General features: G+C 67.3%; 25 protein-coding genes. 16 read left to right on the forward strand and 9 right to left on the reverse strand.

Annotated features, from left to right (window positions below; all coding sequences use genetic code 11):
- Positions 1–51: 51 nt before the first annotated feature.
- Positions 52–1020, forward strand: a complete 969-nt coding sequence (locus A3CU_RS0112850) for a helix-turn-helix transcriptional regulator (RefSeq protein ID WP_027942638.1) — start codon at positions 52–54, stop codon at positions 1018–1020.
- A 44-nt stretch (positions 1021–1064) separates the two neighbouring features.
- Entirely contained in the window at positions 1065–1526 is a 462-nt protein-coding gene (locus A3CU_RS0112855) for a GNAT family N-acetyltransferase (protein ID WP_211246408.1), read from the forward strand.
- 76 nt (positions 1527–1602) lie between these two features.
- On the opposite strand, the gene A3CU_RS0112860 is transcribed toward A3CU_RS0112855, so the two are convergent.
- The 4 genes from A3CU_RS0112860 to A3CU_RS0112875 form a co-directional block, all read right to left on the reverse strand.
- Positions 1603–3072 carry a hypothetical protein gene (locus A3CU_RS0112860; RefSeq protein ID WP_027942640.1) on the reverse strand — a complete coding sequence of 490 codons (1470 nt, stop codon included), beginning with the start codon at positions 3070–3072 and terminating at the stop codon, positions 1603–1605.
- Positions 3073–3084: 12 nt separating this feature from the next.
- Positions 3085–3609 (reverse strand): DUF3558 domain-containing protein, encoded by a 525-nt coding sequence (locus tag A3CU_RS44575; RefSeq protein ID WP_027942641.1) that lies wholly within the window; start codon positions 3607–3609, stop codon positions 3085–3087.
- 7 nt (positions 3610–3616) lie between these two features.
- Positions 3617–4054 carry a hypothetical protein gene (locus A3CU_RS0112870; protein WP_027942642.1) on the reverse strand — a complete coding sequence of 146 codons (438 nt, stop codon included), beginning with the start codon at positions 4052–4054 and terminating at the stop codon, positions 3617–3619.
- Between the two features lie 94 nt (positions 4055–4148).
- Positions 4149–4928, reverse strand: a complete 780-nt coding sequence (locus A3CU_RS0112875) for an ESX secretion-associated protein EspG (RefSeq protein WP_169739626.1) — start codon at positions 4926–4928, stop codon at positions 4149–4151.
- A gap of 415 nt (positions 4929–5343) precedes the next feature.
- Here A3CU_RS0112875 and A3CU_RS44580 point away from each other — a divergent pair, with 415 nt between their 5' ends.
- Positions 5344–5619: an amphi-Trp domain-containing protein gene (locus A3CU_RS44580; RefSeq protein WP_043841030.1), complete on the forward strand. Its 276-nt coding sequence runs from the start codon at positions 5344–5346 to the stop codon at positions 5617–5619.
- A 43-nt stretch (positions 5620–5662) separates the two neighbouring features.
- Entirely contained in the window at positions 5663–6907 is a 1245-nt protein-coding gene (locus A3CU_RS49755; protein WP_052371679.1) for an HdeD family acid-resistance protein, read from the forward strand.
- A gap of 56 nt (positions 6908–6963) precedes the next feature.
- Here the strand turns inward: A3CU_RS49755 and A3CU_RS44590 are convergent, their stop codons facing one another.
- Positions 6964–7644, reverse strand: a complete 681-nt coding sequence (locus A3CU_RS44590) for a TetR/AcrR family transcriptional regulator (protein ID WP_342668909.1) — start codon at positions 7642–7644, stop codon at positions 6964–6966.
- Positions 7645–7695: 51 nt separating this feature from the next.
- Between A3CU_RS44590 and A3CU_RS0112895 the strand changes: the two genes are divergently transcribed.
- Entirely contained in the window at positions 7696–9078 is a 1383-nt protein-coding gene (locus A3CU_RS0112895; protein ID WP_027942644.1) for an MFS transporter, read from the forward strand.
- Between the two features lie 296 nt (positions 9079–9374).
- Here the strand turns inward: A3CU_RS0112895 and A3CU_RS44595 are convergent, their stop codons facing one another.
- Positions 9375–9641, reverse strand: a complete 267-nt coding sequence (locus A3CU_RS44595) for a putative antibiotic biosynthesis monooxygenase (RefSeq protein ID WP_052371680.1) — start codon at positions 9639–9641, stop codon at positions 9375–9377.
- Positions 9642–9741: 100 nt separating this feature from the next.
- Between A3CU_RS44595 and A3CU_RS44600 the strand changes: the two genes are divergently transcribed.
- From A3CU_RS44600 to A3CU_RS44615, 6 genes are all read left to right on the forward strand, one after another.
- Positions 9742–10344: a TetR/AcrR family transcriptional regulator gene (locus tag A3CU_RS44600; RefSeq protein WP_043840993.1), complete on the forward strand. Its 603-nt coding sequence runs from the start codon at positions 9742–9744 to the stop codon at positions 10342–10344.
- Positions 10345–10510: 166 nt separating this feature from the next.
- The gene (locus A3CU_RS0112910; protein WP_027942645.1) at positions 10511–11689 is read left to right on the forward strand and encodes a tyrosine-type recombinase/integrase; all 1179 of its coding nucleotides are present in this window, start codon (positions 10511–10513) and stop codon (positions 11687–11689) included.
- Complete coding sequence (locus A3CU_RS54410; protein ID WP_052371681.1) at positions 11686–14307, forward strand: tyrosine-type recombinase/integrase; 2622 nt, start codon at positions 11686–11688, stop codon at positions 14305–14307. The genes A3CU_RS0112910 and A3CU_RS54410 overlap by 4 nt, the downstream gene beginning before the upstream one ends.
- Positions 14308–14526: 219 nt before the next feature.
- Positions 14527–14886 (forward strand): hypothetical protein, encoded by a 360-nt coding sequence (locus A3CU_RS53935; RefSeq protein WP_211246409.1) that lies wholly within the window; start codon positions 14527–14529, stop codon positions 14884–14886.
- Between the two features lie 81 nt (positions 14887–14967).
- The gene (locus tag A3CU_RS0112925; protein ID WP_027942646.1) at positions 14968–15378 is read left to right on the forward strand and encodes a hypothetical protein; all 411 of its coding nucleotides are present in this window, start codon (positions 14968–14970) and stop codon (positions 15376–15378) included.
- 9 nt (positions 15379–15387) lie between these two features.
- Positions 15388–15942 (forward strand): HAD domain-containing protein, encoded by a 555-nt coding sequence (locus tag A3CU_RS44615; RefSeq protein ID WP_052371682.1) that lies wholly within the window; start codon positions 15388–15390, stop codon positions 15940–15942.
- A gap of 39 nt (positions 15943–15981) precedes the next feature.
- Here A3CU_RS44615 and A3CU_RS0112935 read toward each other — a convergent pair whose 3' ends face one another.
- The 3 genes from A3CU_RS0112935 to soxR form a co-directional block, all read right to left on the reverse strand.
- On the reverse strand, positions 15982–16398 hold the full coding sequence (locus A3CU_RS0112935) for a type II toxin-antitoxin system VapC family toxin (RefSeq protein ID WP_027942647.1): 417 nt from the start codon (positions 16396–16398) through the stop codon (positions 15982–15984).
- Entirely contained in the window at positions 16395–16631 is a 237-nt protein-coding gene (locus A3CU_RS0112940; RefSeq protein ID WP_027942648.1) for a FitA-like ribbon-helix-helix domain-containing protein, read from the reverse strand. The genes A3CU_RS0112935 and A3CU_RS0112940 overlap by 4 nt, the downstream gene beginning before the upstream one ends.
- Positions 16632–16710: 79 nt before the next feature.
- A complete protein-coding gene (soxR, locus tag A3CU_RS0112945; protein ID WP_027942649.1) occupies positions 16711–17166 on the reverse strand; it encodes a redox-sensitive transcriptional activator SoxR in 456 nt (151 codons plus the stop codon).
- 86 nt (positions 17167–17252) lie between these two features.
- Here soxR and A3CU_RS0112950 point away from each other — a divergent pair, with 86 nt between their 5' ends.
- From A3CU_RS0112950 to A3CU_RS0112970, 5 genes are all read left to right on the forward strand, one after another.
- A complete protein-coding gene (locus A3CU_RS0112950; RefSeq protein ID WP_027942650.1) occupies positions 17253–17837 on the forward strand; it encodes an NADPH-dependent FMN reductase in 585 nt (194 codons plus the stop codon).
- Positions 17838–17866: 29 nt separating this feature from the next.
- Positions 17867–18370 (forward strand): nitroreductase family deazaflavin-dependent oxidoreductase, encoded by a 504-nt coding sequence (locus tag A3CU_RS0112955; RefSeq protein ID WP_084143237.1) that lies wholly within the window; start codon positions 17867–17869, stop codon positions 18368–18370.
- Positions 18371–18546: 176 nt separating this feature from the next.
- The gene (locus tag A3CU_RS0112960; RefSeq protein WP_027942652.1) at positions 18547–18933 is read left to right on the forward strand and encodes a YciI family protein; all 387 of its coding nucleotides are present in this window, start codon (positions 18547–18549) and stop codon (positions 18931–18933) included.
- The gene (locus tag A3CU_RS0112965; RefSeq protein WP_027942653.1) at positions 18930–20273 is read left to right on the forward strand and encodes an RNA polymerase sigma factor; all 1344 of its coding nucleotides are present in this window, start codon (positions 18930–18932) and stop codon (positions 20271–20273) included. Before A3CU_RS0112960 ends, A3CU_RS0112965 begins: the two co-directional genes overlap by 4 nt.
- Positions 20270–21151 carry a carboxymuconolactone decarboxylase family protein gene (locus A3CU_RS0112970; protein WP_027942654.1) on the forward strand — a complete coding sequence of 294 codons (882 nt, stop codon included), beginning with the start codon at positions 20270–20272 and terminating at the stop codon, positions 21149–21151. The genes A3CU_RS0112965 and A3CU_RS0112970 overlap by 4 nt, the downstream gene beginning before the upstream one ends.
- Positions 21152–21160: the final 9 nt, after the last annotated feature.

A 21160-nucleotide genomic window follows, 5' to 3' on the forward strand; every position in this document is an offset into this window, starting at 1 on the left:
TCCCGCGTGTATAGGACAGCCGCAGTCCTACATATCGGCGATAGTGGGTGTGTGTTGGAAACACCCACCCGCCTGCTCCGGTTGCTGGCGTTGCTGCAGATGCGCCGTGACTGGAGCGGCACCGAGCTCGCGGAGCGGCTCGGCGTGACCACCAGAACAGTGCGGCGCGACATCGACCGGCTGCGAGAGCTCGGCTATCCGGTCGCCGCCACGATGGGCCCCACCGGCGGGTACCGGCTCGGGGCCGGCGCCACGGTGCCCCCGCTCCTGCTGGACGACGACGAGGCGGTGGCGGTCGCCGTTGGGCTGCATACCGCCGCCATGAGTAGCGTGACCGGGATCGAAGAAGCGTCCCTGCGCGCCCTGTCCAAAGTGGAACACCTACTGCCGCCGCGCCTGCGCGACCGGGTGAGAACCCTGGAAAACGCCATGGTCGCGATCCCTTCGCGCAAGGGTCCCACCGTGGACGCGCCAGTCCTCACCGCGGTCTCGGCCGCGATCCGCGCCGCCGAGACGCTCCGGTTCGACTACGTCAGCCACCATGAGACCTCGTCGCTGCGCATGGTCGAGCCGCATCGTGTGGTCTCGTGGGGCCGCAAGTGGTATTTGGTCGGCTGGGACGTCGACCGGGCGAACTGGCGCACCTTCCGCGTTGATCGGATGTCGCTTCGCACGCCGAACGGCCCCAGGTTCGCCCGTCGCGAACCACCGGACGGTGATGTGACCGCTTACCTGCGCAGGACGATCGGCCGTGACATCTGGCCCTATCGCGCCCGGCTGCGTGTGCACGCTCCCGCATCCCGGATCACCGGACGCGTCGACGGAATGGTCACGCCGATCGATGAGCGGACCTGCCTGCTGGAGTTGGCTTCGGACTCGCTCGATCTGGTAGCTCTCGTCGTGGGCACGCTCGACGTCGATTTCGATGTCGAATCTCCACCAGAACTCGCCCAACACCTTCGCAAACTGGCCAACCGTTTCGCGAAAGCCTTAGCTCGTACGCCACCAGCGGGCGAATGAAAAATCGCGTGCCGAGACCTGTACGGGTACGGATAATCACGAATGTGAAGGAACTACGACTGCGCGCTGCTGAACCTCACGAAGCGGACGACATCACGGCATTGACGCTCCGCTCGAAGGGACACTGGGGCTACGACCAGGCGTATCTCGACCGGGTCCGCCACCTGCTGGTCATGCGGCCGGAGCAGGTCCGCGACGAACGGGTTGTGGTCGCCGAACGTGATGGCGCGTTGCTCGGCTACTACCAACTGGGCGGCGAGCCCCCCGACGGTGAGCTGATGGACTTGTTCGTAGATCCCGCCGCGATCGGTACGGGCCTGGGTCGCGTGCTATGGGAACATGCCACGAGTTCGGCCAGAGAACGCGGATTTCGCACTTTGGAGCTGGAATCCGATCCCAACGCCGAGCCGTTCTATCTGCACATGGGTGCCCATCGCGTGGGCGAGCGTACGGTCGCACCGGGACGCTCGTTGCCCGTTATGAGAATCGATTTCGACGACGCCTGACCGCACCGATAGCCGGCCAGGACTTCGAGCTCGGCATCATCTGCGAGTTGGGCCGTTCGCGTCGGCACGACGTTGGTCACTCGCCGAGCACGGGTGGGGCGATCTTGTTGCCGTGCTCGTCGGTTTCGATCGTGACGCCGAGCGCGTCGTAGGGGTCGGTCTCCACGAGGAAGCCTGGGCGCTTGTGCGCCTTGTCTTCCTCTGCCTTCTTGCTGCCCGCCGCGGCACCTGGCACACCGCTGGCCCCGGGCCTGCCGGTTTTGCCCGCGGTACCCTCGCGGGCAGCCTGTGCCGCGGCCTTCGCGCCGGGTTCGGCCGTGCCGGACTTCTTGCCGCCCGTCGGCTCCTGCTCGGTGCCGCCCGCGGGTGCCCGGCCACCGGCCCGCCCGGAGGAGCCACCGGAACGATCCGAGCCACCGCGTTCGATGTCGCCACCGGGGCGACGGCCGCCCACTGGGGACAGCAGCACGGAGTCTTGGCCAGGGTTGAGCGTCGAGCCGGGTGTCCGGCGCCGGCCAGCCACATCCCCGCCACTGCTGATGGGCGGACCGCCGACGGGACTCGATCCGCTCACGGTGCCGTCCTGCGGTCCCGCCGTCGGTAGTGATCCGATGGCGGGAACCGGCCCTCCGCCGCCAGTCGGGGCAGGGGGTGAGGTGTAACTGGCTGCGGTGGTGTGGCCGAGGGCCGGGATCGCGGCGCTCGGCGATCCGACGGAACCGCCGGCCGGCGACCCGGCCGAGCCACTGGTCGGCGATGTTGCCGGGGTCGCCGAGGCCGGCGTGGCCGGTGCCGGCGGTGGCGAGTAGGTCGGTTGGGTGGAGCCGGTCTGGTAGAAGGTCTGGTCCCGCGCCGCCAGCACCGCCGCCGCCTGCTGCTGGGCCTGGGCCGCGAGTTCCGCCTGCGCCTGCATGTTCTGGTAGGTGTTAAGCAAACCGCCGAGGTCCCCGCGGGTGAGCTGCTGGTGCGCCAGGTCCATCGACTGCGTCACGGTGCGCCCGGCCGGTTCGGGCATGCTGTGTTGCGCGTTCGCGATCGCCGCCGAGGTCTGGGAGTAGCGGTTCGCGGTCAGGAACGTGGCGTCTCCACTCGAGTCAAACCAGTTCGACAGGCTACCGAGCCCCTGGAACGCTGCGTCCGCGCCTTTTCCCTGCCACCCGGCCTGTTCCTTCGAAATGGCCTGCCCGATGGTGCTCGCCAACTCCTTGAACACGTTGCCCAGGTCGTTGACCACGATGCCCTGCTCGTCGATTTCCTCAGCGCTCGTCCCGTCGTGGACCATCGCCCGCAATCGTTCATGGGACATTCCGTGGTAGTGGACAACGGAGGCGGGCAAACCCTTTCGGTAGCCACCGCCCTCGCTCGCCACCCTGCGCGCATACATCTCGGCGGACTTGGTGGAATAGTCGCCGGCCACCCTGGCCGGATCATGCCAGTCCCCGCTCCACCGCAACTTACCCGCATTCGTCCCCGCGACCTCGGCGTAAACCTCGGACTCGTACTTCCGCCGCGTGTACTCCTCAGGCGTGCCACCCGGCTGGGTCACGACAACCCCCTCCTATTGATCCTTCGGCAACAACGGTTCAAGCTTCTCCGCCAGTTGCTCCGCATTCGGACACGCCTGCGCGTTGTCCGTACTGCTCGCCATATTCGCCAGCGCCAGCGCCAGCGCGTTCTGTCCCACTTCGAGCGCGTACACGCACATCCCCGGGGAAGGTTCAGCCTGCATCGCGTTTCGGCCGTTGACGACGGTCTGTGTTGCACCAACGTTCGATGCCGCGAACTCAGTGAGGCCCCGTGTCGGGTCCAAAGCAATCGAATACGCGCCGAAATCGAGTTTCGATGTGGTGCACTCGTTACGTGTGTTCTGGTTGTCGCCAGGGTGGAAGCCCTGGCCCGCGAGAAGCTGATCAAGAACCTGGCATGCGTTCAAGGCGTCGAACACATTGCCGCTGGCCGTACCTGTCCTGCTTGTGGTGGCCGGGGACGCGGTTCCTGCTATCGTGCTGGAACAGCCGGTCACGGCCATCGCTGCGGTGGCAACGAGGGCGGCGAAGCTGGCAACGCTGGCTTTGCTGATCATGTGAGCCTCAGTCCTTGACCGGGCCGAAATGTTTCGTCGCGGCCTCATCGGTCGCGTTGTAATGCCTGATCGCCTCGTCGATCGCCGCGTGCCACTTGGTGAGGGCGTCTTTTATCGCGTTGAAGGTCGGGAGCAGCGAGTACCGGTCGGAATTCACCGACGCCAGCATGTGTTTCGAGACCTGCCGCGCGTAGTTGTCCTTTCCGACCTTGGGGGGTTGCTCAAGGAGATACGTCTTGTTGCCGATCTGCGCCAGTCGCTCCATCGCGTGGGCGAACGCGCTTCGGAGGTGGGTGCCGGTTTCCTCGTCGATCGCCCAGTCACCTGCCTTGGCCATATCGAGGTAGTGCTGGGCGGCGTCGGCGATGGCCTTCACCTGCTGGTCGCCACCGGATATCCCGGTGGCGATCGATCCGGGGGAACCGCCCGTGTTGTCGTCGGCCATGATGCCGTCCTCCCAGCCCGGCGATTACAGGTGAGCGCAAACTGGTGCGGTGTAAGTGATCGCTGCCTGGTGCTGCATGGCACTGTACAGCGTTTCATGCCGAGTCGTGTCGGATTCGGTTGATTCGATCGTGTAACCACTGCGCGATGCGGGCCTGGTCGGCGGGTGTGACGGTGTGTCGTTCGGCGCCGTTGGAGAGGGCTTCGACGATCATGAAGAACCGGCCGTCGGTGGTGTCAAACCAGTTCAGTGGTCCTATCTTGATCTCGTCGCCGCGTCGTGTGCGGCTGTTGGATTTGCGGATCGAGCAGGCGATGACTCCGGCCCGCACGATGGGTGCGCGGAAGAATCGCTCGGCGGCCCGCGCACCGATCGACGGTGCGGGTGGGGGCGCATCGATTCCGCCGAAGAACTCCTCATCGTCGCGGCTGCGCCGGGGGCCCGTGTTGCCGTCTTGGACGTAGGTGACCGATGCGCCATACACCGGTTCCCGATGCGGCAGGAAACCGACCATTTCGTCGATGACCTGGGTGGGGCGGAGTTCGGCGAAGGTCAGCACGGCGCCTTTTTGACTGGTCACGATTCCGGTCCGGCCGCGCCAGCCACCGCGCTGGAGGAACCGGCGATCGCCGTCGACAACGGTGGCGATTTGAGTGATCACGACTTCGGGTTCGGCCCACACACGCAACAGGTATTCAAGATCCGCGCGCAGGCTGCCGCTACCCGACATCCATCCGTCGCGTCGAAGTCGCTGACGGACCTTGTCGCGGTGCGCGGAGCGTTCCGCGTCGGACTCGCCGGTATAGGGAAGCTCGTAGGGATAGACCACACGCCCGAGGCCGAGGTCCTCGGCCAGAATGTCCAGCTCCGTCAAATCAACATCGAACGTCAACAACACCCCGGCCCCCTGCGGCAAGCGTCGGCGTCACGTTGGGTAATTCGGCAGACCTGTCAGATTAATAGGCGCTCCGACGGTGCGGCAAGGAGCGCCACCCGAGTGGCGTGTTCCAGTGACCAGCGAGCACTGGCCGGAATTCACCGACGGCATATCACCTGATGATGTACTGATCATTTGGACCCGTGTGGCTTCACCGTCACCGAACCGTCGTGATCGGTCACAGTTGGGTCAGGGACGGGCGACTTGACGAAGTCCGGCGTCGCTTCCTGGTGACGTAACGTTCACACTCGGGAAAACCGCGTTCAAGAGAATCAGACGAATATCGACGAAAAACCGCGCTGCAAGCTCAGCGCCGGCGGTTCACGGCGATCCGTTGGGGGTACACATATCCATGACCACCAAACACAAGACCAAGCAGACGATGACCCGCGCCGAGGCGGCGGACTGGCTGTCCTCGTTGGCTCGGGTACTGGCCGCCGGTGGCGGGGAGGTCGAAATCGCCGGCCAGCAGGCCGGCCTGCGCGTCGCCGACCAGATCAGCGCCAAGATCGAGACGGAAACGGACGCCGACGAGCACGAAATCGAAATCGAGTTCTCCTGGACGGTCACACCGTCTCCTGAGTCGCAGCCATCCCCTGAACCGGAGCCGGAGCCGCCTACGCCTTAGCGCCGGGCTCCCCGGCGCCTGGCGAGACTGGGAGGTCGTCACCATGAACGCGACCGCGGGTAGGACGACCGGGAAGGCCGCGCAACGGTCGATGGAGGCCCGGCTCGGCCGGATCGGCCGGGAGATCGACCAGATCGCGAAACGGGTCGCCGCATGCCCGGCAGATGTCCGGGCGAAGGTACAGCGTCCGCTGGACCACCTGCGGGAGCGGCACTCGCGGGCACGGGAACATCTGCGCCAGCAGGCGCAGGCCGACCAGGCGGCGGGGGAGGCCTACGCCGCCGAACTGGCGTGGGACCTGAACGAGCTGGACGTGGAGCTGGCCATCGCCCACGCCGCTCTCGACGTCGAACTGGCTGCCGATGCGGCGATCTTCGACGCCGCGGTGCAGTCCGAACTGGACGCGTGGAACGACTGGATCGGTTTGCTGCAGGCCAAGGCCGCGCGCCAGGCAGACACCCCGGACCAGGCGGAGGCGTTGACACAGCCGCTGCAGCAACGGTCGGCGGCCGCGGCCAGCGCGTTGCATCGGTTCCGGGCCAACCCCACGGAGGAGAGGGGACAGGCTCGCGTCGGTGTGGAACAGGCAATGGCCGAGTTGCGCGAGGCCGCGGACGAGACGACCCGGCAGGTCACCCGGCAGATCGGCGACCGGCTGAGCAGAGCCTGGCCGGTGCCGACCGCGAGCCAGGTGCGTGCCGCGCGGGCTTGGCCGGTGCGGGGTGGGGCCCCGCGGTGGCTGGCCGGGTGGGGCTGGCCCTCGCCCTGGTGGACCGTCGCCTTCGGAGTACTGACCATCGCCGCCGGCGTGGTAGTGCTGGTCTGGCCGCGGGAGGCGCTGACCGTGTTGAGCATCGTCTTGGGTATCCAACTGCTGGTCGCCGGCGTGTTCTGGGTCGTGTCCGCCTTTTCCGTGCCCGATGCGGGTGTGGCGGCCCTGGTCGCCCTGACCGGTGTACTGGGGATCCTCGTGGGTGTGCTGCTGGTCAGCCATCCGATACAGGGCATCGCGGCGCTGGTCCTGCTGGTGGGCTTGTATTGGACGGTCGCCGGGTTGGTGCAGTTCGTCCACGGCGTCCGCGGGTACATGCCCGCCCGCGGTTGGACGATCGCCGCCGGTGTCGTGGGCGCGGCGGCCGGGATCGTAGTCCTGGTCTACCCACTGCCCAGCGTGTTCGTGTTGACTCTTCTGTTCGGCGTCCTGCTCATCCTCCACGGCGCGTTCCTGGTCGCAGAAGGCATCCGGCGCCTGCAGTGGCGACGCGCGACCGTACCGGCGCATCCCTGATCGCGGGGCGGACTCGGCGTCCGGTCACGCCGCAATGCTTCGCGGACCGCCGAGTACTACTGCGCGGCCAGATCGCGGCCGTCACCGGCCGGGAGCCGGCACTCAGCCGACTTATCGGGCGGGGCGGGAAGGAAAAGGCGGTCGAGATGATAGTTCAGGATTGCGCGGGCGTCGTCGGCGCTGCGTTGGCCGACCAACACGCTGGTACCAAGTCCGTGGCTGAGCGTCAGTAGCCTCGCGGCCTCGACTCCGTGATCCCCGTCGGGACGTAGCTCGCCGCGTGCGGCGGCGTCGGCAAGGATGCCGGCGAGTTCGCGTTCGCGCCGGTTCGGGCCGTCGACGAACGGCTGCGCGGCCAGTTCTCGATCCGTCATCGCCAGTACCGCGTACGAGGTCCACACCAGATGGTGCGCTCGGCTTTCCCCATCGGCCGGCAATGCCTCGGCAAGGAACCCTGCCACGATCGCTCGCGTCGACGACCCGGGTTCGGCCGCCCGCACCTTTTCCCGCCAACGTTCGACGCTGCGCCGTTCGAGATGTTCGAGTGTGGCGTGCAGGAGCTTGGCCTTCGTGTCGAAGTAGTACTGCACCAGGCTGACCGACACCCCGGCCTCCGCGGCGACCGTCCGCATTGTCACCGTGTGCAGCCCATCGCGGGCGGCGACCCGGACCAGCGCCTCGGCGATGTGCGCCCGGCGTTCGGCGTGGTCGACGATCTTCGGCACTCGTTCCTCCACGCGATGCTTTACTATACGTCTGTATATAATACATGTGTACAGCAAACGGGGGTGGGGGCGCTGAACGGGCGTGGCGGAGCCTTGCTGGCCTTGTCGTGTGCGGCGCAGTTCATGGTGGTGCTCGACGTCTCGGTGGTGAACGTCGCGCTGCCCGCCATCCAGTCCTCGCTCGGGTTCGATGCGGTGGACCTGCAGTGGGTGGTCAACGCCTACGCGGTGGTCTTTGCCGGGTTCCTGCTGCTCGGCGGACGTCTGGCCGACGTCTGGGGCCGGCGCCGGGTCTTCCTGGCGGGGCTGGCCGGGTTCACCGCGGCCAGCCTGGTCGGTGGCCTCGCCTACACGGCGGGGCTGCTCGCCACTGCGCGGGCGGTGCAGGGGCTCGGCGCGGCGGTACTCGCCCCGGCGACGCTGACCGCGCTCACGACGGCGTTTCCCGACGGTGCCCGGCGGACGCGGGCATTGGCCGCTTGGACGGCGCTCGGTGTTGCCGGTGGCACGGCGGGCAACCTCCTCGGCGGTGCGCTGACCGAGTTCCTCACCTGGCGGGCGACCCTGCTGATCAACGTGCCGGTCGGCGTGCTGGCCCTGGTCGCCGGGGTGAAGCTGCTGCCCGTGGACACCGGACGGGAGTCGCGGCCTCGCCTGGACATTCCCGGCGCTGTCGCCGTCACCCTCGGCCTGGCCGCGCTCAGTTACGGCTTGAGCCGATTCGCCGATGGCGGGCTCGCTGTCGCTGCCCTGGGAGTCGGGATCACGGCGCTTGCGGGCTTCGTCCTGATCGAGCGGCGGACCACTGGAGCACCGCTGATTCCATTGCGGCTCTTCTCCAGTCGCACGATCATGGTCGGCAATGTGGTGATGCTGCTGGCGGGGGCGTGCCTGAACCCGATGTGGTACTTCCTCGCATTGTCCATGCAAAACGTGCTGCACTACAGCGCCCTGCAGACCGGTCTCGGCTTCTTGCCGCACACCCTGCTGAGCATCATGGTCGGTACCTGGCTGACGCCATGGCTCATGCGGTTCACCCCGCACCGGCTGCTCATTGCCGGCGGTGCGCTCGTCGCCGCGGGCGGCTTCGGGTGGCAGAGTGCGCTCACCCCCGGCAGCGGTTATCTCGCCGGCATCGCCGGGCCGGCGGTCCTGATCGCGCTCGGCTCCGGGCTGCTCAACACGCCGTTGACCACCACCGTCACCGCCGGCATCGACTCGGCCGATGCAGGTGCCGCCTCGGGCCTGATGAACACCACCAAACAAGCCGGCGCCGCCCTCGGTCTCGCCGCGCTCGTCATGGCAGCCGGCACACCGGATACCGCGCCCGAACACTTGGCCACCGCCTACGGACACGCCTTCGCGCTGATCGCGGCCATCCTGACCGCCGCGGCCGTGGCCACGTTCGCGCTACCCGGCCGTGCCCGTCAACTCGCACCGACATGATCGCTCGCCTATAACGCGAACAAACCCGGATCGACGACGCGATCACACAGCTCCAGGTATTCCGACAAGCCCTCGACACGCTCCACGCCTATGCGCTCCAGCAACCCGACGACAGACCCAGGCCGACCGACTTGCCGCGTCCTCAACAGGTTATGGGTGACCAGCGCCGGGCAGGACCACGTCGATGAGGTCGTGCAGGTAGTCGGGCGGCGCGGGTTCACCGCGCAGCAGCAGTCGAAACCAGATCGCGCCCGCCAGCAGATCCGCGCAACCGCCGCCCGATCCGGTGTGAAGGTTCAGCGGGTCGGCGCGGCCTGCTTCGCCAGTCGCCGGGTGACCCGCCGGTGGGCGGCGAGCAGGCGCGGGACGACGAAGTAGACGGCAGCGGGGACCACGAAGGCGGTGAGCACGAGTGCTCGCAGGGCTGGCGGCCAGCCGCCGGTGAACGGGGCCATCACCGTCATACCCACGGCCACCATGGGGAAGATGGCAAGCCAGGTGATGGCGGCGCGGACGTGCACCGAGGGGGTGGTCGCGGTGGGGGGCTCGATGGTGGTGGTCACGACGGCTCCTCAATCTCCAACTAACTAGTTGCAATCGAGAGTAGACACCAGCGCGGCCAGAATTGCAACTAGTTAGTTGGAGATCTGCTAGAGTCGGGGCATGGCCTGGGACATCGAGCGCACCAAGCGGCGGTTGCTGGACGCGGCGGCCGAGGAGTTCTGCGAGCGCGGGCTCGCCGGCGCGCGGGTGGACCGGATCGCCGCGGCCGCCGGGGTCAACAAGGAGCGCATCTACCAGTACTTCGGGAAGAAGGACCAACTCTTCGCCACCGTCATCAGCCGCGAGGTGACCGCGCTGGGCGATGCCGTGCACATCGACGGTGAAGGCCCGCAGGCGGTGATCGACTACGCCGAACGGTTCTTCGACCACGTGTGCCGCAAACCCGCGCTGGCGCGCCTGCTGTTCTGGGAGAGTCTGGAGTTGGGCATTCCGGTTGCCGAACCCGAACGACGCCAGAGCATGCGTGACAAGATCGCGGGCATCCGTCGTGCGGTCCCGCGGGTTTCGGAAAGCCAAGCGCGAGAACTGCTTTCGACGATCCTGTCGCTGTGCTACAGCTGGCAGGCGTTACCCACGCTGGACCGCCTCGCCACCGGCGATCCGGCGCCAAGGGCTTCGCGGCAGCGACAGCGCCGGAAAGCCATCGGACGCCTCGTCTCGGCCGCCCTCACCAGTGCCACCGTCCTCGACGGCGCCTCGTAAGTGGCACCGGATGGTCAAGCCACTGCTGTTGTTGGACGTCGACTTTACCGACCGCAGGTAGTGCCGCCCGTGATGTCCGTCTGGGCCTGTGACCAGGACGTCATGGGCTCGTTTACCGACCGGGACCGGGACGTCTGTCATGTTCCGGGTTCGGTACGGAGGACAAGTGGCACGGCACGTCGTGATCGGGGACTTGAGGGTCCAGCGGATCGAGCGGAAGGACGGGCGGAGATCATGGACGATCGTCTGGCCTGAGGGCACGCTCCACACGGAGGCGGAACGGTTCCTGCGCGAGCATGAGGGCTCGGGCACGCAGAAGACCTACGCGTACTACCTGGTGGACCATCTGCGCTGGCTGGAGCGCGAGTGCCTGGCCTTCGACACGGTCCAACTGCGCGACCTGGAAAGGTACATGGGGATCATCGGTGCCCAGGTCCGCATGCCGCTCGGAGAACCGTGGCGGGTCGGCAAGCGCCCCTACAGCCGTTCCGCGCTGTCGACCGCGGCAGCCTGTCTGAAAGGCTTCTACCTGCACCAAGCCTCCCTCGGCATCAACGGCGAACTCGGCAAGAAGCTCGACAGGTCCCGGCTGCCGTCGCGGGTGGACCGCCGCCGCTCGTTCCTCGGTCACGCGAAGTCGCCACTGCCCACGAACCCGCTGGCACCGAAAGGGCCGCACCGCCGGCACCCGAAGATGCTGCCGGATGGGGCGCGGGAGAGGCTGCTGGAGACGGTGAACGCCGCCCGGGACCGGCTGGTCGTGGACTGGCTCGCCGACGGGGGCCTGAGGATCGGCGAGCTGTGCGGGTTGCACCTGGTCGACCTGCACCTGCGGGAGAACGCGGCCTGCGGCGAATGCCGCACCCCGCACCTGCACGTCTGCCACCGGCCCGGCAACCCGAACCATGCCGAGGCCAAGACCAAACACCCATGGCAGGTCACGCGAGGGACGGTCACCGGCGGGCTGATCAAGCGAGTCAGCCCAGCGATGGTGCACTCCTACTTCGAGTACATGACGACCGAGTACCCGCGCGGCGCTCGGCACGGCATGCTCCTGGTCCAGCTGCACGGCGCCGATGCCGGCCAGCCGTGGGCCCCGGTCGGTGCCCGCCGGATGCTCGGGCGGGCAGGGAAGCGCGCTGGTCTGGGGCTGGTGAAACCCCATGCCTTCCGGCACACCTTTACCTCGGCGGTTCTCGACGCCGCGGACGGCAACACCCTGATCGCCCGGGACGCGGGCGGCTGGGCCTCGGCCGCGATGGTCGACGAGGTCTACGGTCACGTCGACATCCACGATCCGGTCTTCGATGCCGCTCTGCGCACGGTCTGGGGTGAGAACCGATGAAGCGCCGGGACGCCTTCCTGTTGCCCTTGCTGACCTCGCACCAGAACGACACGCGGATCGGCAGAGATCGTCTGGAAATCCTCACCGCGCTGATGAACGCACCCTCCTTCGACCCGCTGTTTCGCGACGACATCATCCAAATCCCACAGGGACACCAGACCTATCGATGGTTCTGCCGGGTCGGTGGTTGCGAGCGCGCCACCGGCCTCGGCGACTTCTGCCACAGCCATCGAGAACAGTGGCTCACGGTCGCGAAGCAAAGAGTCAGCCGGTCGGCTTTCCTCAGCACTGCTGAACCTTTGGGCCAATCAACCGATCATTACGGCAATTTGTCTTGCCTGATCTGTCCCGAGCGTCCCGCGCGACCGGGTGAGTATCGTCTCTGTGAATTGCACTTCAAAAAGTGGAGTCGGGCGCGAGCCGGGAAAGAAGTCGCACTCGACTTGGATGGGTGGGTCGCCGAGCAAAGTCCTTCTCCGGGGTTCGGGGCATGCATGGTGCTGGTCTGTCCTCTGTTGGCGGAGTCGCAGCTCGGACTCTGCCGTCGGCACGGTAATGCTTACCGGAGGGCAGGTACCCCCGGCGGGGCGTCAATTCCGCAGGGATGGTTGCGTGACGACCAAGCCGCAGTCAGTTACAAAGACCACAGCCAGTTCCAGGCGTGGTGCAATGCGGAGGCCGCAGTCGCCCTGCCTGCTCAGTTGAACTTGCGCGGCCTGCGTCCGCTGGCGCAGAAGGAGATTCAGTGGGGGCTGTTCACTCACACTCAACGGTCGCGTCCGGCCCGTTGGGATGTCACCGCGCTCCGAATGGTAGTGAATGCCTGTCGCGAAGCAGATGCGACCTCGATCATCGATCTGGACGTTTCGTCCTTGACTAAGACCGCCACGGGGATCACGAAAGAGATCCTCCATGAGTTGCGTCTGGTCTATTTCACGCGCGAGGAGACCAAGGAGGCTGGATTCATCGAGACCAGGCACTTCGGCGTCAGCCTCGATCAGCGGCTCGGGCATATCGGCCTCACCGAGATCTCCCAACGATGGCTACAGGGAATCGCGTGGGACTACTTTGCCGAGATCCTGAGTTCGCCCCGATGTCCCAGTGCTCACAAACTCGATCAAATTCGCCGCGCGATGACCGAATTGAGCGCTTTCCTTGAAGTCGATGCCCCTGGCGGGGGCCACGACCCCGCAGTCTTGACGAAGGGGCACGCCGATCGCTTCGTCGCAGATCAGAGACATCGCGAACGCCATGGACTCCCCTCTTTGGCCATGGTCCGGTCCGATGGGAAGCCGAGCATCGTCACGACCGGCACGCGGTCGGTGGTCTTCAACCACACGCGCAAGATCCTCCGCAAGGCAATGGACGACGGTGCGACCGATGCTCTCGGCCTCGCGAGAGAGTTTGTCGTCGCGCTGCCGAACGCCGGCGCCACGGCCTACCCGAAGCGTCGGCGCCCCTTCGCCGACGAGGTGGCACGCGCACTGGCAGACGAGCGCAACCTCGCCGAGTTCACACGCGTCCACGATGGGGATGACGAGGGCGCTCGGGACATCTGGGAGATCATCGTCATCACCGGACGACGGCTGGGGGAGGTCATCGAGCTCCGCTGGAACTGCATCGGTCGGCTCAATGGGCTCGCGATGCTCTGGCACGACCAGACCAAGGTGGGCAACTACGACGCCGCCATTCGCATCCCCGAGTCGCTCTACGACCTCATCACCGCCCGACAACGCAAGACGCTCAGCCGGTTCGCCGACGAACACGGCTACACCCCCACCGGCAAAGAACGCGACGGACTCGCGCTGTTCCCCACCAACTACCGCAGCACCGACGGAACGATCGCACTGAGCAGACCGTGGTTCTACAGCCGTTTCCGCCCCTGGGTCGACTCCCTGGACATCGGCCATTGCGTTCCCCACCAGGCTCGCCACACCCTGGCCACCAGCCTCCTCCGCCAAGGCGCCACCCTCACCCACATCCGTCGCTATCTCGGGCACGTCTCGGACAGGATGGCCGAGCACTACGTCCATCTCTCCAACACCGATCTGGAGAACGTGCTCCAGCACGTGTGGGTCGCCGGCCCCGGCACGGCCACTCCGGGGGAGCTCCTCTCAGGGGACTCCGCCGAGGCGCTCACCAAGGAGCAGGCCCTGGCCATCGCGGTCGACCTCGCCCGCCGCAGCACCCCGGCCGAGGGCGGATTCTGCACCTTCCAGCCGGTCGTCGACGGCGGCGCCTGTCCCTGGAACCTGGACTGCCACAACTGCGACAAATTCGTCCTCTCCGGCGCCGACCTCCTCTACTGGCGGCGCAAGCGCGAGCAGTGGCGGCTGCTGGCCGAGGGCGCCCCAGACGACGCCACCGCCGACTACCTCCACCGCTACTTCGAGCCGACCGGCCGCGCCATCGACGGTCTGGAGAAGGCCCTGGCCGGCCTCGGCCTCCTTGATGACGCGCTCGCCCTGGACCTGCGTAAACCGCAGGACTACTTCCATCGCGTGTGGTCCACTGCCTTCCGCGCCACCGATCTCGCCGACGCGGGCAGCAGGGAGCAGGACGAGTGCAGCGATACGTGCACAACAGACGGCGACGATCTCGAACAGGACATCGCATGAAGACCGCCAGCGTTCCAGAACCCCGCACGGCAGCTGCCCTGGCGGCCCGTCGTCGCAAGACCGAGACGGCCCTCCAGCGAGTCCACGAGGCCATCACCTGCCTCCGTCGTGAGAAGGCACAGATCAGCATCGCCGCCGTCGCCCGTCGCCCGTCGCGCGGACGTATCCCGTACCTTCCTCTACGACAATCCCGAGGCCAGGGCGGCCATCGCCTCAGCCATGGCCGAGGTCGGCGAGTGCCGGTTGCGGACCCTCGCCGAGCAGGACGACGAGCGTGAGGCGACGTGGCGGGAACGCGCGCTGAACGCCGAGGACGCCCTCAAGGCAGCCCACGCTGAGATTCTGGCTCAGCGCACCCGCATCGGCGAACTCCTCGGTGAAATCCGGGACTTGCAGGCTGAATGGACCGAGGAAGCCATCCAGCGGATCACCACCGAGAACACCACCCTCAAACAGCGGGTCCGCCAGCTCACTGCCGAAAACCGCACCCTCGACGAGCGGCTCAAGGCTGCCCGCTCCAACCTCCGCTTCCAGGACCGGCGCCTCGCCGACCTCGAAGCCCAGATCGCTGGCAGCTGAGAACTCAAGGAGTGCCGCTCGGTCCGGTGACCACGGGAAACCCGTGGTCACCGGGCCGAGTCGTATGCCAGGATCCGGCGCATGGAGCCCCACAAAGAGTCGGCAGCAGGCGAGGTCATGCGTCAACGCGGCTGGCGCAAGGCATTCACCGTCCAAGAGATGGTCGACAAGTGGGCCTGGCTCGTGGGCAAGGTCGAGGACGGTTACAGCGACCTGGTGGACGAATACACCAACGACCTCTACAGCCGGAACTGGCTGCACGAGGCATGGCCGATCCTCACTGAGCGCGTGATCGTCCTATGGACCCCGCAGGTCAAGGCCCTCGACGACCGTTTCCGGGCTGCCACCGTCTTCGACGACGGCATCTCGTTGTCGCAGTTCCACCGGATCAGCGAATTCGACCCCATCGACATGTGGTGGTGGCGGCGCCACCCTCGTCTACTCGTCGGCGATCTCGGCCGCTCGCTCCGCTCGGCGGGCGCTACCGACTGATCCTCCGCAATGGAGCCTGCTACGAATCGCGGCCAGCGACCGCAATCACCTGGCCGGCGGCTCGGCCAGGAGGACGACTCGGTCGGTGTCGATGTCGAAGCCGAGCACCGGATGACCATGATCGGTTTCCGCCTGCCGGGCTGGAGTCGTCGCCGGCCCCTTCGGATGTGGCTCAACCCCGCGCTGGGTCCGGCGCTGCTGGAATTGGCCGCGCAGGCCGGATTGGAGCTGGTGTGGGCCACCAACTGGGAACATCGGGCCAATACGATGATGGGCCCGGCGATCGGCTTGCCGGTGCTGCCGGTCATCGAGTTTCCAGCCGGGTTGCAGCCCTTGCCGGGACGACGGTTCACCTGGAAGTACGGCCCGGTGGCTCGATACGCCGCCGGGCGCCCGCTGGCCTGGCTGGATGACGACTTCGACGTCTATCCGACCGCGCGTGAGGAATTCCTGGACCGGCGCCGGGCGGCGAGCGTGCCGACCGAGTTGGTTGGCGTGAATCCACGCATCGGCATCACCGACGACCATCTCGCGTCCGTCGCCGGCTGGGCGCAATCGCTCTGATCATCGCCAGTGCAGGCGTCTTGCCCAAGGTACGAACGATTACGGTGCGGGCGGAGATGGTTGTGTTCGCAGGTCGCGCACGGTGCAGGAGAGACCGGGAGCCCGGGCGAGCTTGCTGTCAAGAGTTATCAGGTCGGCACCGAGGGATTCAGCCAGCGCGACATAGGCCGCGTCATACGGCCACATGTTGTGCCGCAACTGCCAGATGCGCGGCAGCAAGGGCACGTGATCGTATCGTTTCAGCTTGATGATGCCCAGCAGTTCGAGCGCCCGTTGTGCCTCGTCGACGGGCAGCTTGCCGCCTCGAACCAGGCCTCGCAAGGTCGACGCGCATTCCAGGTCGACCGCGTACGGAGCGGCGAGCCGTTCGCCGACGGATGCCGTGCGTACCCTCTCCGCGGGCGCGTCCCTGCCGACGAGGAACTCCACCAGAGCGGACGTGTCCAGAACGATCAACTGCGGGCCTCACGCATGTCCGCGATCGCATCCATGACATCGTCAGCCGTTACCGCGGAGCGTGCGGCGATGGTCCGTGCCCGTTCCGCGGCCTCTTCCGTGGTCAGCATTTCGGCTTCACCCTCAAGCAATTGGCGCACATACGACTGCAACGACTGCCCCGCGCGGGCGGCCCGCACCTTCAGCGTGGTCAGCGCGTCGTCGGACACGTCGCGTACGTGAATGGTAGGCATGGAGCCATTTTAGTCCCAATGAAAGCATTTTGCTAGCGGAACTACCTACCGCCGCGCAGCAAGGGCACGTGGTCACGGGCTAGGGGTTGAACAGCCGTCTTGGGCCTGGGCCTTCCCGGCCGAGCTTGTCGTTGGAGTTGACCAACTCGCACTGCTCGAAGGACAGGCAACCGCAGCCGATGCACTCGGTGAAGCGGTCGCGCATTTGTTCCAGCCGGGCGATCCGGGCGTTGAGCTCGGCGCTCCAGCATTCTGACGCTTTGACCCAGAATTCGCGGGTGGGGGCTACGCCCTCGGGTAGCAGGGCGAGGACCTCGCCGATGAACGAGAGCGGGATGCCGAGGTGGTGCGAGGCGCGGATGAAGGCGACTTGGCGAAGGGTTTCCCGGGGGTAGCGGCGCTGGTTGCCGGTGGTGCGCCGGCTGCGGAGAAGCCCTTGTCGCTCGTAGAAGCGCAGGGCCGAGGCGGGGACTCCGCTGCGCTCGGCGAGTTCACCGATGGTGAGCTCGGCGATGCCGGCCGGTAGTGATGCCATGTGGATCACATTACTTGACTTGAACCCTTGTTGAGGTTTGACGCTGCTGAGGTACAGCGAATGATCAGCTCTCGAAGGGATTCGCCATGTCTAAAAGCCCGCTCCGGCTCGCGGTGATCGTGGGCAGCACGCGGGAGGGCCGGTTCGGCCCCACCGTCGCCACCTGGTTCGCCGAGCACGCCGCACAGCGTGCGGACATCGTGGTCGACGTCATCGATCTCGCGGAGGTGCGGCTTCCCGCGTGTTTGTCCAGTGAACCCGATCAGGAAGGAGCACGGGCGCTGGCGGTGGTGGGGCCGCGACTGGTCGCGGCCGACGCGTTCGTCGTCGTGACGCCGGAGTACAACCACAGCTATCCCGCGTCCTTGAAGAACGCGATCGATTGGCACTTCACGCAGTGGCAGGCCAAGCCGGTGGGATTCGTTTCCTATGGCGGTATTTCGGGCGGATTGCGGGCCGTGGAGCATCTCCGGCACGTCTTCGCCGAACTGCATGCGGTGACCGTGCGCGACACGGTCAGTTTTCACGGCGCTCAATCCCAGTTCGACCCGGCCGGCCGGCCGACGGACCCGGTGGCGTGCGGGAAGGCCGCCACCAAGTTGCTCGACCAGCTCGTCTGGTGGGGCCGCGCCACGAAGGCGGCCCGCGCCGAACAGCCGTACGCCGCCTGATTTCGCCGGCCTGCCAGAGGAAGAGTGACATGACCACCATCCACAATGCGCTGCCCGACCCCGCACGGCCGGACACCGGCTCCACTGCGAGGCAGGACGAGGTGTCGGACAGCCCCACGGGCTGGGTGGCCGAGCACATCCGCCGCTATGTCGAAACCGACGGCGAGAACGGCCATCTGTACCAGGGCCGGCCGACCCTGCTGCTCACCACCCGAGGCCGCAAGTCCGGCAAGCTCCGGCGTACCGCGTTGATCTACGCGCAGGACGGTGCCCGCTATCTGCTGGTGGCCTCGAACGCCGGCGCGCCACACCATCCCGCGTGGTACCTCAACCTCGACGCTCACCCCGATGTCACCGTCCAGGTCCGCGACGAAACGTTCCCCGCTCGGGCCAGAACCGCCACCGCGGAGGAGAAACGGCCGTTGTGGGAACGGACGACATCGGTCTTCCCGCTCTACGACACCTACCAGGCCAAAGCCGGCCGGGACATCCCGCTCGTGATCGTCGAACGCCTTGCCGGAAAGGATGCCTGAGAGCGTCGCGGCGAAATCGGAGACTACGGACATCGTCTCGGTCGACGCTGTGCCGGCCACCGCGGCCTGTCCGGCCCAATGGATTCGATGAGGATGTCGGGGCCGGGATGTCGAGATACGGTCCCTCTGTTCGTCATCCTCTTCGACCGACCGGAACACGGATGAGCGGAGGACCTGTGCAGTACATGCTGTTGATCTACGATTGCGAGCGGCCCGGGCCGGACGATCCGGGTTTCGCCGAGGCCCTGGCCAGGGTGAACGCGTTTGCCGACGAGTGCCGCCGGCGCGGCGTGTTCGTCTCCGGGCACCCCCTGGAGGCCGAGCACACCGCCACCACCGTCAGCGTGCGGGACGGCCGGACGCTGATCACCGACGGTCCCTACGCCGAAACCCACGAGCACCTCGGCGGCGCCTACGTCCTCGACTGCCGCAATCTGGACGAGGCCCTGGAGCTGGCCGCGATGTGCCCGATGGCCGGGCAGGGCGGGATCGAGGTGCGGCCGATCGCCGGTATGCCGGGCCTTGACCACCGCCCGGCGAACCTGGCGGCCACCGGCGAATGAACGCCCCGCGCGTCCTGCAGCAGGTCTACCACGAGCACCGGGCCCGGATGCTCGCCGCGCTGATCCGCGTCCTCGGCGACTTCGAACTAGCCGAGGACGCCCTGCAGGACGCGTGTGCGCTCGCCTTGCGCGCATGGGACGGACCGGCGCCGGACGACCCGGTGGCGTGGCTGCTGACCGCGGCCCGCAACAGCGCGATCGACCGGTTGCGGCGGGCCCGGCGCGGCCGGGAGAAGCTGGCCCAACTCGGCGCGGCTGCCGAAGGTGTCCCCAGGCGGGGCCCAGGGGTTGCGTCCCCAGCGGACACAGGGGTGTCGGGGGCTGCCTCCAAGCGGGACCTGGGGAGTGCACCGCCAGACGACAGAGCGGTGACGATGATGACGGACTTCGGTGAGGACAGCTTGCTGAGCACGGGTGATGAGCGGCTCAGCCTGATCTTCACCTGCTGTCATCCCGCCCTGGCCGAGGACGCGCGGGTTGCCCTGACCCTGCAGGCCGTGGCCGGGCTGACCGCCGGGCAGATCGCTCGGATGTTCCTGGTCGGCGAATCGGCGCTGGCGCAACGGCTGGTGCGCGCGAAACGGAAGATCCGGGATGCGGGCATCAGTCTCGAGGTCCCGGCCGACCACCTGCTGCCCGAGCGGCTCTCCGGCGTGCTCGCGGTGCTGTACCTGATCTTCACCCAGGGCTACACCGCCGCCCGCGACCGGCCCGAGCACCGCACGCTGTGCCAGGAAGCGATCCGGCTCGCCAAACTTGTCGCCGTACTGATGCCCGACGAGCCCGAAACGCTCGGCCTGGTCGCGTTGTTGCTGCTACATGACTCGCGCGCCGCCGCCCGCTACAGCGCCTCCGGTGAGGTGGTGCTGCTGGAAGACCAGGACCGGTCCCGCTGGGATCACGCGGAGATCATCGAAGCCATCGGGTTACTGGACCGGGCGCTGCGTTTGGGCAGACCGGGCCCGTACCAGTTGCAGGCCGGGATCGCCGCGTTGCACGCCCAGGCCGTCTCCGCCGATCAGACGGACTGGCCGGGCATCGCCGCCCTCTACGCCCACCTGCTCGCGCTGACTCCGTCGCCGGTGGTGGCGCTGAACCACGCCGTGGCCGTGGCCATGGCGACCACCCCGGAAGAGGGCCTGGCGCTGATCGACCGAATCGACGGACTCGACCGCTACCACCTGCTGCACGCCGCCCGCGCGGACCTGCTGCGCCGCCTCGGCCGCACGGCGGAGGCGGCATCGGCGTACCGGCGTGCCCACGAACTGGCCGCCAACCCCGCCGACCGGCGGTTCCTCGCCGGCCGGCTACACGACCTCGACGTGACGGAGTCCCAATGAGACTGTCCATTCTCGACCAAGGCCATCGCCGCCGCGCCAAGCTGTTCCTGGCGTTCACCGCCATGATGTCGCGTGTGGACAGTCCGGACATCGTGAAGATGCTGCTGTACCGGCCTGGCTTTCTCACCCGTGCGCTGCTGGACCTCACCGCCGACGCCATGCGTGGGCCGTCGTACTGGACCGCAGGGGAGCGCGAATACCTCGCGATGTGCACCGCGCGGCTACACCAGTGCCCGTTCTGCATCGACACGCACGCCGAACTCACCCGCATCGCCGGCCACGGCGAAATCGACCCGGACGATGCCGCGTCGGCCCGGCCCCAACTGCGCGCCGTCCGGGAGTTCCTCGACGTGGCCACCCGGGACCCGGACCACGTCGACATCACCGGGGTCGCTGACCTGCCCGAGGACGCGTTGCGGGAAGCGCTGCACGTCAACCTGGTGTGGAACATCGTCAACCGCCTGGCCAACGCGTTCGGCTTCGTCCTCCGCGAGGGCCAGTTGCACAGCGGTACCCGCGCGCTGCACCGGTTCGGCTACCGCTTCCCGTCCTTTCTGCTCACCGACGGTCCTGTCACCGATCACGGCGACGTCGTGGCCAACCTGCGCCACGCGGTGCTGGATGCTCCCGCGACCACCGACCCGGCACTGCGCGCCGCCGCCGTGGCCGGTGACCCATTACCCGAACCGTGGCAGTCCTACGCCACGGCCGTCCGCGACACCTCGTACCGGATCACCGACACCGACATCGAACGGCTCACCGCGGCCGGGCACACCGAAGACCAGATCTTCGAGGTCGCCGTCGCAGCGGCGGTCGGCGCGGCGCTACGCAGCTTCGATGCCGGCCGGAACGCACTGGAGCAGAAGACCACGGGCTGAACCGATGCG

It is taken from the genome of Amycolatopsis taiwanensis DSM 45107 (genome assembly GCF_000519205.1).
In the GTDB taxonomy this organism is placed as follows: Bacteria; Actinomycetota; Actinomycetes; order Mycobacteriales; family Pseudonocardiaceae; genus Amycolatopsis_E; species Amycolatopsis_E taiwanensis.